The sequence below is a fragment of the Lysinibacillus sp. NPDC058147 genome (assembly GCF_042884205.1).
Classification (GTDB): domain Bacteria; phylum Bacillota; class Bacilli; order Bacillales_A; family Planococcaceae; genus Lysinibacillus.
Genome location: NZ_JBHVUJ010000007.1, coordinates 82,051 through 95,170 on the forward strand (window position 1 = coordinate 82,051; position 13,120 = coordinate 95,170).

The 13,120-nt window shown below is 36.4% G+C and carries 8 protein-coding genes; 2 read left to right on the top strand and 6 right to left on the bottom strand.

Annotated features, from left to right (window positions below):
* Positions 1-383 precede the first annotated feature (383 nt).
* On the bottom strand, positions 384-1,667 hold the full coding sequence (locus ACFVT8_RS19060; protein WP_387083789.1) for an oligosaccharide repeat unit polymerase: 1,284 nt from the start codon (positions 1,665-1,667) through the stop codon (positions 384-386).
* A 435-nt stretch (positions 1,668-2,102) separates the two neighbouring features.
* On the opposite strand from ACFVT8_RS19060, the gene ACFVT8_RS19065 reads away from it, so the two are divergent.
* Positions 2,103-4,028 (top strand): S-layer homology domain-containing protein, encoded by a 1,926-nt coding sequence (locus tag ACFVT8_RS19065; protein ID WP_387083791.1) that lies wholly within the window; start codon positions 2,103-2,105, stop codon positions 4,026-4,028.
* Between the two features lie 52 nt (positions 4,029-4,080).
* A complete protein-coding gene (locus tag ACFVT8_RS19070; RefSeq protein ID WP_387083793.1) occupies positions 4,081-4,344 on the top strand; it encodes a hypothetical protein in 264 nt (87 codons plus the stop codon).
* Here the strand turns inward: ACFVT8_RS19070 and ACFVT8_RS19075 are convergent.
* From ACFVT8_RS19075 to ACFVT8_RS19095, 5 genes are all read right to left on the bottom strand, one after another.
* The gene (locus ACFVT8_RS19075) at positions 4,329-6,230 is read right to left on the bottom strand and encodes an N-acetylmuramoyl-L-alanine amidase (RefSeq protein WP_387083795.1); all 1,902 of its coding nucleotides are present in this window, start codon (positions 6,228-6,230) and stop codon (positions 4,329-4,331) included. The two genes, ACFVT8_RS19070 and ACFVT8_RS19075, sit on opposite strands and share 16 nt — an antisense overlap.
* A gap of 199 nt (positions 6,231-6,429) precedes the next feature.
* The gene (locus ACFVT8_RS19080) at positions 6,430-8,367 is read right to left on the bottom strand and encodes an N-acetylmuramoyl-L-alanine amidase (protein WP_387083797.1); all 1,938 of its coding nucleotides are present in this window, start codon (positions 8,365-8,367) and stop codon (positions 6,430-6,432) included.
* A gap of 173 nt (positions 8,368-8,540) precedes the next feature.
* Positions 8,541-10,430 (bottom strand): N-acetylmuramoyl-L-alanine amidase, encoded by a 1,890-nt coding sequence (locus ACFVT8_RS19085; RefSeq protein WP_387083799.1) that lies wholly within the window; start codon positions 10,428-10,430, stop codon positions 8,541-8,543.
* Positions 10,431-10,677: 247 nt separating this feature from the next.
* On the bottom strand, positions 10,678-11,601 hold the full coding sequence (locus tag ACFVT8_RS19090) for a C40 family peptidase (RefSeq protein WP_387083801.1): 924 nt from the start codon (positions 11,599-11,601) through the stop codon (positions 10,678-10,680).
* 377 nt (positions 11,602-11,978) lie between these two features.
* A complete protein-coding gene (locus ACFVT8_RS19095; RefSeq protein ID WP_387083803.1) occupies positions 11,979-13,061 on the bottom strand; it encodes a CAP and S-layer homology domain-containing protein in 1,083 nt (360 codons plus the stop codon).
* Positions 13,062-13,120 lie beyond the last annotated feature (59 nt).

The following is a 13,120-nucleotide window of genomic DNA, read 5'->3' on the forward strand; positions in this document are numbered from 1 at the left end:
CGCCCCAGCGACGGATTGAACCTGCAATGACGGATAGATACGCCCCAGCGACGGATTGAACCTGCCAACTGACGGATAGACACGCTCGAGCGACGGATTGAACCTGCAATGACGGATAGATACGCCCCAGCGACGGATTGAACCTGCCAACTGACGGATAGATACGCCCCAGCGACGGATTGAACCTGTCAACTGACGGATAGACACGCTCGAGCGACGGATTGAACCTGTCAACTGACGGATAGACACGCTTGAGCGACGGATTGAACCTGCAATGACGGATAGATACGCTCCAGCGACGGATTAAACCTGCGAACTGACGGATTAGAACACTTAATAAAAAAAAGATGTCTCAAATAATATTTGAGACATCTCTTTTATTGTTAATATGAAACCTTTTTCTTATCCGTTTTAATAATCGCTGACGCAATTATGACAAAGCCAAGCATTAAAACAAAGATTAAATCAAGTAAGCCCGTATGCATAGACACTGTAAATAAAGTAATGACAAATGCATAAGCTACTGAGTGGAAGCTACGAATACCGCCTTGCTTCACTTTATTATATATTAATGAGATTAATACGCCATATAATAAGAAACCAACCGCTACAAGTAGATATCCGCCATCTAAGAATAATTGACCGATAAACGTTGGTGTTGTTGTTCTGTTAGGACGTGTAATATATTTACCTTCAGCTTTGCTTAGAGAGTTTACAACTTCTGTTACTTTCATACGTGGTGACACTTGTTCACCTGGTAAAACTGTACTTAAGATACCAGCATGGATTTCTCCATTTAGATAGCCTTCCTGCTGCGTATATTCGATAATTTTACTTAAAACAATATGGCCAGTTACACTCTCACCATTTATTGAACGAATCCATTTTGGTGTTAAGTTAACTTTCTGCTCAACAGTTAACAGTTTTTCCTTTTCTGTTTCAGTTAATTCTACATCTGGTTGTTCACGGCTATTGAATTCCTTCGTTGTATCCTCTGTTACAACACGTAAGAAACCAAACATCGAGAAAGCTACTCCAATAACAAACAGAGCAGTAAGGAACCATGTTAATTTCACACGTTTTACAACGTAATGGAAAATGATAATACCAGTAAATAACATAATGATTAATGGTGTACGGTAACCCATTAATAGGAATAAGAACATTACAGCAGCATAGACGGAGCCGTAGATCAATGTTTTTTTCCATGTGATGTTTTTTTCTAAAATCATTTTATATGATATTAGCAGTAAAACTCCATACCATAATAATTGGGCAAAGAAGTTTAATTTTGGATCAAGGTTACGTCGATTAGATTCATCAGAAATTCCTAATCCACCACCGGAAATCATCATTATTACATATGAAACTAAACCAAGTACAGTTAAAAAAACTATAAAATGAACAACATATTTTCCAAAGAAGGATAAACCAAATGATGGGATTGTCCATTGTAACTTATCAATAATGTACACACCGATGTAGTAGCATATTACTGCTAAAAATACCGCTGGCCAAATTGATACACGTAAGTTAAATAATTCAAATCGATGGAAATCAAATAGACTTGTAAAAAAATAGAGCATTAATACAAAAGGTAAAAAGAAATACGGCGAAAACGTATCAATTTTGTTGACCTTTGCAAAAGTTTGTTTCAGTTTATTCATAAATGTCATACATCTAAGAAGATGTGATTGCCCTCCTCTATCGCGAATCATAATTGTTTATTCTTTTATTTACTAAGCAAAACAAGAGTTATTATATCATAAATACAGGTAGACTTATAGAAAGGAATGAATTGATTTTATATAAAATTATACAACGATTTCACATCCAGAATCGCTTGCATTGCTTTCCCTAAAGCTTGTCCCCTCTGTAACACAACTTAAACCTAACCAGATTTACAATACCTTCCAAAAATTCTGTACTAAACCCTCAGCTAAAATCCAAATTTTAATGATACATCCATTATTTAGATGTAATATAAGTAAGTAGTGCAAATTTCTTAAAATTTGAAAGGGGTCAATTGGTTCAAACACTATTCAAAATCAGGGATGCAATCGCGCAATTGAAGACAAATACAAAATAAGGATGTGGATTTAATGAAGAAATTATTCATTTCACTACTCGTAGCATGCTCTTTTATGCTTGTAGTTTTTTTAACACCAACACAAGCTAATGCTGCACAGAAAATTGGTGTCGTTTTCTCTGAAAGTAGCGAAAAATATGCCAATACTACACACCCAGCTGGAACATTTAATGGCCAATTTGTTTCTGAAAAAGTTGACTATAGCTCTACATATAATAAGGAACTTAAATCTTTTCTTCTCTATCAGCAACAAGGATTTCAAGTAGAGAAAATTTATGAGAGAGACTTAAATAATCTAGAAAATTTAAGTCAATATGATGCAATCGTCTTTGCCTATACAGTCATGATGAATCATCAGCAACGCGAAAATGTCAAAATGTACGTTCGAAATGGCGGTGGTGCAATTTTTGCCTTCCAGACAGCACGTAATGAATCCGCAAAATTCCCTAAACCTGGTCAAATGGATCTCTCTCCATTGATCTATGATGTCGATTCTTGGGTAATGGAGTGGGATAATTTAACTGAAGTTTTCAATTCACGTTTTATTGACGATATTGTGTTAGGAAACTCTACTATAAGCAATATAAATACTGTTCATCCAATTATTCAAAATACAACAAAAGAGCTTGGCAAAAGCAAGCTTACTCTTACAAAAACAGATCGTGATTGGGTAGAAGTCATGAAGCCTTGGCAAGGTGGATCGGCAACACCTATTTTATATTTCTCAGATTACAATTACACAGACAAGCCTAAAACAATGAAAAAAAATGAATTTGGTGCAGCCCATGCGATCGAATACGGTAAAGGCAGAGTTGTTCAAATTGGATTCAAAATCTATGATTATATTAATATTGATGTTAAAGCGGATTGGCAGAATAACGAAAATGGTGCTGCCTATTCAACAACTAATGGTGACAAAGATGCACAAGTATTAATGAAACATGCTTTAAATTGGGTAGCCGAAAATCATAAAGGCTATGAGCACCGCCGTTATAACCTTTCGCTTTACTCTGACGGGGTGCAAAGTTATGTAGCACCGTCTGGTAAATTCGTTTTCTACTCCACTGTAACGGTTAAAAACAATGGTAATGTGCCTGCACGTGGTACATTGAAAGTAGAAATTTTAGACGCAAACGATAAAGTTGTAGGTAGTGGACATGAACGTTACATTCCAGGACTTGCTGCCGATTCCACAACAAACAATGCTGATCAAAAAGACATTAGTACGCATGCGGAAAAATATCAAATTTCTATGCCTGGCGATTTAGCTGCTGGAACATATACGATACGTACATCCTTTATAGAGGGGCGCGATGACCGCAAAAATGCTGATGAAAAATTTGCAACGATTGCAGAAATTAAAACGCTCACACGCGCAAAAGGTTCCAATAAAGCAACAATTGCTTCCGCTCCATTCTTCCCAGATGTTTCTTCATCGAATGGTGCCTATTATGATATAAAAAACTTATATGCGTTAGGCATTGTGAAAGGATCTAATGGGAAATTTAATCCACAAAGTACATTGACTCGCCTGCAAGCAACAGAGATGGTTTTGCGAGCATTAGGGATTCCAGCATCGAGCTCAGTTACCTTAAATGCAAGTGACATGAAAGCAGGTGACTACGGCTATGCCGTTTTAGCAACAGGCTTACGCTATGGCATAATTGCATTAGAGGATGGCAAAATCAATGCCCATCAGCCAATGACCCGCGGTGCCATGGCACGAGCACTTGTCAACGGCTTCAAACTACAAGGTTTTACGAAGAATACTTTCTCTGATGTGCCGACATCTCATGCATATTATAAAGATGTTCAAGCTTTATATGCACTTGGCATCACTACTGGCTATGCGGATAATACATTCAAACCAGCTGGCACAGTGACACGTCAAAACTTTGCCCAATTCGTAAATAGAACACTTTATGCGAATTCAAAGTAATTACTAGGTGAAAGTTGATTTTTTAGTGTGCTGATCGGGATGTTTTTTATCGTTGGTAGACCTTATGTATTTCGTTGGTGGAAGTGCATTTATCGCCGATAAACCTGTGTTTTCCGCCGCTAAAAGGGTTCGTTTCGCCGCTAAACTTGTGATTTCCGCCGCTAAAGGTGCTCGCTTCGCCGATAAACTTGTGATTTCCGCCGCTAAAGGTGTTCGCTTCGCCGATAAAATTCTTTTAATACTACTAATCAAACAAAAAGAGCTACTTCGTTCACTTTTGAACGATGTAGCTCTTCATTATTATTGTTTTGAGTAATATTCTAAAATTCCTTTGTAAATAGATTCAGCGAATAACTCAAGTTGTTGATCATCTGTCAGTTTAGCGCGGTCTTCATTATTTGATAGGAAGCCTAGCTCGACTAAGATGGCCGGAATATTCGTATTAGCAATTACAATGTATTTCATTTCTTTGACCTTACGATCTTTCATATTTACGTTTTTAACGATTTGATTGTTTACAAATGTCGCTAGATCAATGTCTTCTTGATACATATCACCTGGTGTTTTAGCGTAATACGTTTCGGTACCTTTTGCATCAGTATTCTTTGCTGAGTTCACATGGATACTTACGAAGATTTCACCGTAGTTAGCATGTGCAAAGTCAATATGTTTTTGTGGCGGAGAAAACGTATCTCCAGTACGAGGCATCAATACCTTTGCACCTGCTGCCTCTAATTTATCCTTTACTAGAGTACTAACCTTTAATGTTATATCTTTTTCGTAAATTTTATCGTAAAGGGTTCCAACGTCACTACCACCATGACCTGGATCAATAATGATAATTCGATCTTTTAACGGATTACCACTTTGATTTAATAACTTTAAATAAGATTTATGGACATACCCTTCTTGACCTTGATAAGTAACTTGTGCCCAATAACCGTTAATACTGTTCACTTGAACATATTCGCCCTTTTTTAACTTGCTTACCACCGCAGAAGTAGAGTTAGCTTCTTTACGGATATTTAAACTGTCAACCGTCACTCGACCTAATAGATCCCCAGAAACTGTTGGTGGAGTCGGAGTTGGGTCTGGAGTAGAAGGTTTATCTACTTCAACGTCCTCCGTACTATTAGCCACGATATAACCTGGTACACCATTCACTACAGTTAGATAGTAACCACTTACCGTCTTATATACCGGCAAATTCACTTTACTATTCACAGTTGAAATTATCTTTGATGAAGAAGTTGGTTTTACGTAAAGATTAATATTTTGTGTTGTCTTAACTTGCTTTTGGACATTCCCTAATGCGTTACCGTCAGCATCTAAAAACTGTGCATACGTTTTATAAATATAAGCAAAGGTATCTTTATAGGAAACTTTTAACCAGTCTCCTTCAACTGCATAGACTGATAGTTTACCACCTTTATTGACAGTGCCTACAATATTAGCAGTAGATGAAGAATCCTTGGATTTACGAATATTTAATCCGTCAGTTGTTACAGAACCTAAGCCAATGACTTGTGATGAATCAGGTACAGTTACACCTTTAGTAGGTATATCTAAGCGATATTTTTCATCTTTGGCACGCGCTACAAATAACGCAAACTGTTTACGTGTCACTTGTCCATTTGGATTATAATTTTGATTGCTTCCCTTTGAAATACCATTATAGTAAATCGTATTCACGTATGAAACGTACGGATGAGTTATACCTACGTCTACAAAAGGAGAATCGATATTTTCATGATCACTTGTATCGAGCTTAAACGCGTTTGTTAATACATAACTCATTTCATCACGAGTTAAAGGTTTGTTTGGTAAAAATTGTCCCTTTGTATTTGTTTTAAAGAAGCCAAGTTGTACAGCACGTTCTACATAACCTGAAAGCTCTGTACCGACTGCTACATCTGAAAAGTTTGATTTTTTGCCAACTAATGGCTTGTTACCCGAAGCAACAACAACCATTTTGGCAACTTGTCCACGCGTTACTGTGTTGTTAGGTTTATAATACGTTTTCCCCTTTTCTTTATACCCTTTAATAACACCTAAATTAACTAAATAATTGATTTCTTCATATGCGTCATCCTTGTTCGTAACATCTACAAAACCACCACTTGCTTGTGCACTATGTATTGTAAACATTGAAGCAGAAAGAAAAAGGACGCATAAAATAAGACTAATTTTTTTAAGATACAATGTCTTATTTCCTCCCTTCTTGTTCTATCATTAATATTAACAAAATTTCACAGGCAAAACCATTATAGATGAAATTATTATACTAAAATTCTAAATTATAGAAATCTATGAACCCGAAATGCTAAATCAATTGGACTGATAAACTTATCAAACAAAAAGAGCTACATCATTCACTATTGAACGATATAGCTCTTCATTATTATTGTTTTGAGTAATATTCTGAAATTCCTTTGTAGATAGATTCTGCGAATAACTCAACATATTGATCATTTGTCATTTTAGCTCGATCTTCATCATTCGTTAGGAAGCCTAGCTCAACTAAGATGGCTGGAATAATCGTGTTGCGAATTACGTAGTATTGTTCTTCTTTAACACCACGATTTTTCATGTTTAAGTTATTAACGATTTGAGTGTTTACAAATTTTGCAAGATCAATGTCCTCTTGATACATATCACCTGTTGAAATTGCATAATATGTTTCAGTACCTAGTGCAGAAGTATTCGCTGCTGAGTTTACATGGATGCTTACGAAGATTTCGCCGTAATTTGCATTTGTAAAGTCCACGCGGTCTTGAAGTGAAGGATATGTGTCCCCTGTACGAGTTATATATACCTTCGCACCTGCTGCCTCTAGCTTTTGCTTCACAAGTGTGCCGACCTTTAATGTGATAGCTTTTTCGGAATTAGAGCCTACAACAGTTCCAGGGTCCTTACCACCATGACCTGGATCAAGAATGATAATTCGATCTTTCAACGGATTACCTTTTTGATTTAATAGCTTTATATAAGATTTATGGACATACCCTTTTTGACCTTGATAAGTCACTTGTGCCCAATAACCGTTAATACTGTTTACTTGAACATATTCGCCTTTTTTCAGCTTACTTATTACCGTAGAAGTAGAGTTAGCTTCTTTGCGGATATTTAAATTATCAACTGTCACTCGCCCTAATAGATCCCCAGAAACTGTTGGTGGGGTTGGATCTGGAGTTGGAGTTGGAGTTGGAGTTGGAGTTGGAGTTGGATCTGGAGTAGAAGGTTTTTCTACTTCAACGTCCGTTGTACTATTAGCCACGATATAGCCTGGTACACCATTCACTACAGTTAGATGGTAACCACTTACCGTCTTATATACCGGCAAATTCACTTTACTATTCACAGTTGAAATTACCTTTGATGAAGAGGTAGGTTTTACGTAAAGATTAATATTTTGTGTTGTCGTAACTTGCTTTTGGACATTCCCTAATGCGTTACCATTTGCATCTAAAAACTGTGCATATGTTTTATAAATATAAGCAAAGGTATCTTTATAGGAAACTTTTAACCAGTCTCCCTCAACTGCATAGACTGATAGTTTACCACCTTTATTGACAGTGCCAACAATATTAGCAGTAGATGAAGAATCTTTTGATTTACGAATATTTAATCCGTCAGTTGTTGAAGTAACTAAGCCAATAACCTGTGATGAATCAGGTACAGCTACACCTTTAACAGGGATATCTAAGCGATATTTTTCTTCTTTGGCACGCGCTACAAATAACGCAAATTGTTTACGTGTCACTTGTCCATTTGGATTATAATTTTGATTGCTTCCCTTTGTAATACCATTATAGTAAATTGTATTCACATATGAAACGTACGGATGAGTTATACCTACGTCCACAAAAGGAGAATCGATATTTTCATATTCACTTGTATTAAGCTTAAACGATTTTGTTAATACATAACTCATTTCATCACGAGTTAAAGGTTTGTTGGGTAAGAATTGTCCCTTGATATTTGTTTTAAAGAAGCCAAGTTGTACAGCGCGTTCTACATAACCTGAAAGTTCTGTGCCGACTGCTACATCTGAGAAGTTTGATTTTTTGCCAACTAGTGGCTTGTTACCTGAAGCAACAACAACCATTTTGGCAACTTGCCCACGCGTTACTGTGTTGTTAGGTTTATAATACGTTTTGCCCTTTTCCGTATACCCTTTAATAACGCCTAAATTAACTAAATAATTGATTTCTTCATATGCGTCATCCTTGTTCGTAACATCTACAAAACCGCCACTTGCTTGTGCACTATGTATTGTAAACATTGAAGCAGAAAGAAAAAGGACGCATAATATAAGACTGATTTTTTTGAGATACAATGTCTTAATTCCTCCCTTCTTGTTCCATCATTAATATTAGCAAAATTTCACAGGGAAAACTATCATATAGATGAAACTGTTGTACTGAAATTCTAAATAATAGAATTTCAGTATTTAAAGCATCAAACAAAAAGAGCTACATCGTTCATATTGAACAATGTAGCCCGTTTTTATTATTTTTTCGCGTAGTATTGTGAAATTCCTTTGTAGATAGAATCAGCAAATAACTCAGCATATTGATCATTCGTCATTTTGCCACGGTCTTCATTATTTGTTAGGAAGCCTAGCTCGACTAAGATGGCTGGAATAATCGTGTTGCGAATAACATAGTATTGCTCTTCTTTAACACCACGATTTTTCATATTTAAGTTATTAACGATTTGATTATTTACAAATGTCGCAAGATCAATGTCTTCTTGATACATATCACCTGTTGAAATTGCATAATATGTTTCAGTACCTTGTGCAGAAGTATTCGCTGCTGAGTTCACATGGATACTTACGAAGATTTCACCGTAATTAGCATTTGTAAAGTCAACGCGGTCTTGAAGTGAAGGATAAGTATCCCCTGTACGAGTCATATATACCTTCGCACCTGCAGCCTCTAACTTTTGCTTCACAAGTGTGCCGACCTTTAATGTGATAGCTTTTTCTGAATAAGAACCTACAACAGTTCCAGGGTCCTTACCACCGTGACCTGGATCAATAATGATAATTCGATTTTTCAATGGATTACCATTTTGGTTTAATAACTTTATATAAGATTTATGGACATACCCTTTTTGACCTTGATAAGTCACTTGTGCCCAATAACCGTTAATACTATTTACTTGAATATATTCGCCTTTTTTCAACTTACCTAGTACCGTAGAAGTAGAGTTAGCCTCTTTGCGAATATTTAAACTGTCAACCGTCACTCGACCTAATACATCACCAGAAACTGTAGGTGGATCCGGAGTAGGAGGTTTTTCTCCTTCAACGTCCTCTGTACTACTCGCAACGATATAGCCTGGTATACCGTTTACTACAGTTAGATGGTAGCCATTTACTGTTTTATAAACTGGTAATTTTGTTTTGCTATTAATGGTAGTAATTACTTTTGAAGAAGATGTTGGTTTTACGTAAAGATTTAGATTTTGTGTTGCAGTAACTTGCTTTTGGACATTCCCTAATGCGTTACCATCTGCATCTAAAAACTGTGCATACGTTTTATAAATATAAGCAAAGGCACCTTTATAAGTAACCTTTAACCAGTCTCCTTCAACTGCATAGACTGATAGTTTACCACCTTTATTGACAGTGCCTACAATATTAGCAGTAGATGAAGAATCCTTGGATTTACGAATATTTAATCCGTCAGTTGTTACAGAAATTAAACCGATAACCTGTTTTGTATCAGGTACACCTACACCTTTTACTGGTAGCTCTAAACGATACTTTTCACTTTTCGCACGCGCTACAAATAATGCAAACTGTGCACGTGTCACTTGGTTATTTGGATAATAATATTGACCCGTTCCTCGAGTAATACCATTATAGTAAATCGTATTCACGTATGTAACGTACGGATGAGTAATACCTACGTCCACAAAAGGAGAATCGATATTTTGATATTCACTTGTATCAAGTTTAAACGCTTTTGTTAATACATAACTCATTTCATCACGAGTTAAAGGCTTGTTCGGTAAGAATTGCCCCTGAGTATTTGTTTTAAATAGGCCAAGCTGTATAGCTCGTTCTACATAGCCTGAAAGCTCTGTACCGACGGTTACATCGGAAAAGCTTGATTTATTGACAACTAGTGGTTGGTTACCTGATGCAATTACAGCCATTTTGGCAACTTGTCCACGTGTTACTGTGTTGTATGGTTTATAATACGTTTTGCCATTTTCCGTATATCCTTTAACAACACCTAAACTAACTAAATAATTGATTTCTTCATAAGCTTCATGATCTTTAGGAACATCTACAAACCCACCACTTGCTTGGGCGCTATGTATTGTAAACATAGAAGCTGAAATGAATAAGACGCATAATATAAGACTGACTTTTTTGAGGTTCAATGTCTTATTTCCTCCCTTCCTGTTCTCGTGTACATTTTAGCAAACTTGCACAGACAAAACTATCATACGAATGTAACTATTCAACTGTTTCTAGGCATCACCCCTATTTTTGGTATATTTAATAAAAAGAAGAGAGCCTGCAAGTGCAAACTCTCCTCAATTTATACATTATATAAAAGAACTTCCTTGCAATGTATTACTTTAAACGTAGCCCTTGTCTAAGTAATACGGAATTTAATTATTATTGTTATTTTTGTGCACGTTCAATAAATGTTTGAAGTTGAGATATTTTTAACATCTCATCGTAACCGAAGTTACCATTTCCTATACCTTCTGTAATAGCATTTGAAGCAAGAATTGAAACAAATTCATTTGCCCAATGATTTGCAGGAGCATCAGCAAATGTTACAACATCGCCTTGTTGCTTTAATCCGAAGGCATGTACTAAAACTTTCGAGATTTGAGCACGTGTTATCGGTGAAGATGGATTAAATTTGCCACTACCATCACCAGCAAAGATACCTAACTTCGATACAGCTGCAATTGCACCAGCATGTTCATATGTTGGTTTTACGTCTGTAAAATTCGTATTTTTATCGGATGTATCCAAGTTAAGTGCTTTAGCAATTTGCTCTGCCACTTCAGCACGAGAAGCATAAACTGTGAAGTCAATCGCAGCTTTCTTTACTTCTTCTTTAACAGCTTCTGCTTGTTCACTATCAAATGTTGCTACACGTTTAGCACCGATGTAACGAGATCCCCAATAATATGGATCGTTTAAATTTGAATAACTAACACCTTTACCTGTTTGTGAGTGGATCATTTTCCCCTCACCCATGTAAATAGCTACATGTGAGACACCTTTACCACTAGTATTGAAGAATAATAAATCTCCAACTTGAAGATCATTCTTTGCTACTGCAGTACCTTGTTGATATTGTGAGCCTGATGTACGGCTTAATTCAATACCTAAATCTGCAAAGACTTTAGATGTATATCCTGAGCAATCGAGCCCTTTAGTAGTTGTACCTCCATAAAGATATGGAACACCTAAATATTTTGACGCTGTATCAGTTACATCAGATTCTGTAGCTGCTTCTGCTTTATCTATTTGAGTTGTTGTAAATAACATGAAAGATGCAAAAATCGGTAATAACCATTTCTTTTTCATATATTCGGTATACCCCTCTCAGAACTTTTTTGCCTATAAATAGACTATCATAAAAGAAGCTATTTTAATTTTTCAATTGTGTAACGGTTTTAGAGCACAAAAAAACACTGATATACCAACGTTTCGTGGTTTATCAGCGTTAAAATATGGGTATTAAATAATGGATATTCGGGATTTTTGTAACATTCCTGTAATATAAGCTATGCTTTGTCACAATAGATTACAAGATTTAGCGTATTTTCAATTTTTAATTGTTGGATATGAGCGTTTCCGATAGCATTCTCCATTAAAGGTTATGAGGAGTTCGCGTGGTATTTGATTACCTCGGGTATTCTCCTCTGCTTCGCGGGTATTTCCTTTATCCCGCTCCACACATGCTATTGGCTAGAAAATAATTGCACCCAATAGTAATATCCATTGCTATCAACAGCAATCGCTACCCCGGTATTTGTGTAATTTTCTCGCAAAATGTTTTCACGGTGTGCTGGTGAAGCCATCCATGCTTTGACAGCGGCATCGGGTGTTGGAATTTTTCTTCCTATATTCTCTCCTAAGCTCGTATATGGATAATCGAATAATGTTGCTAAATCCCAGGGCATCCCGTAGTAAGGTGATTCGTGCTCAAAATAGTGTCGATTCACCATATCCTGTGCCTTAATAACGGCAATTTGTGTTAAAGCTGCATCATAGGTAAGGGTTTGTAGCTTTCTTTTTTGCCGTTCGACGTTGACTAAACGTATTACATCATTAGACATGTTTAGTGAATAATTTTTTGTTGGAATATACGACTTGGATAAATAGTCATAGGCTACCTCGCGATTTGTTACCTTCGATGAAAAGTCAAGACTTCTTTCAACCAAAGAAGCAAATTGCGCTCGTGTTACCAATCGATTTGGTGCAAATTGCTGTGCGTTGATTCCTTTTATAACGCCAACATCAGCAAGTGATTCAATATAGTCTTTTGCCCAATATCCATCCTTAACATCGCTAAACTTACTATGATTTTGGGAATCGACTTCAATATGATAAGCGAGTGTTAACATTTTGGCTATTTGCGCTCGCTGTAAAGGTGCATCAGGGTTGAAGCAATCGCCATTTTGTAAAATTCCTAATTCCACTAAGGCACAGATTTCTTTATAGTACGGATGATTGGCTGATAAGTCTTTAAAATTCGGAGTGTAATCGGTATCCAGTTTTAGCTGCATGGAACGAGCAATTGCAGCTGCAGCCTCTGCCCTAGTAATCGATTGTTCAGGTCTGAAGGAGCCATCCTGATAATTTGTCATATAATGCTTTTCTAACATACGTTCTATTGAACTTCTTGCCCAATGTGATTGTGAAACATCCTTTGCAATATTAGCTGCCAGCACTTCTTCAGATGTGTTTGTCAGAGGCACAGCATATGATGTAGTCAGCAAAATAAGAGACATGCCAACAACACTCGTTACTTTTCTAAACATAGCTACCTCCTCCTTCAATTAATTATGTATAGTACTCTAATGGAACAAACTTTCCCCCA

Coding starts and splice junctions, on each gene's coding strand:
- ACFVT8_RS19060 (WP_387083789.1), bottom strand. CDS start 1,667: ATGAATAAACTGAAACAAACTTTTGCAAAGGTCAACAAAATTGATACG.
- ACFVT8_RS19065 (WP_387083791.1), top strand. CDS start 2,103: ATGAAGAAATTATTCATTTCACTACTCGTAGCATGCTCTTTTATGCTT.
- ACFVT8_RS19090 (WP_387083801.1), bottom strand. CDS start 11,601: ATGAAAAAGAAATGGTTATTACCGATTTTTGCATCTTTCATGTTATTT.
- ACFVT8_RS19095 (WP_387083803.1), bottom strand. CDS start 13,061: ATGTTTAGAAAAGTAACGAGTGTTGTTGGCATGTCTCTTATTTTGCTG.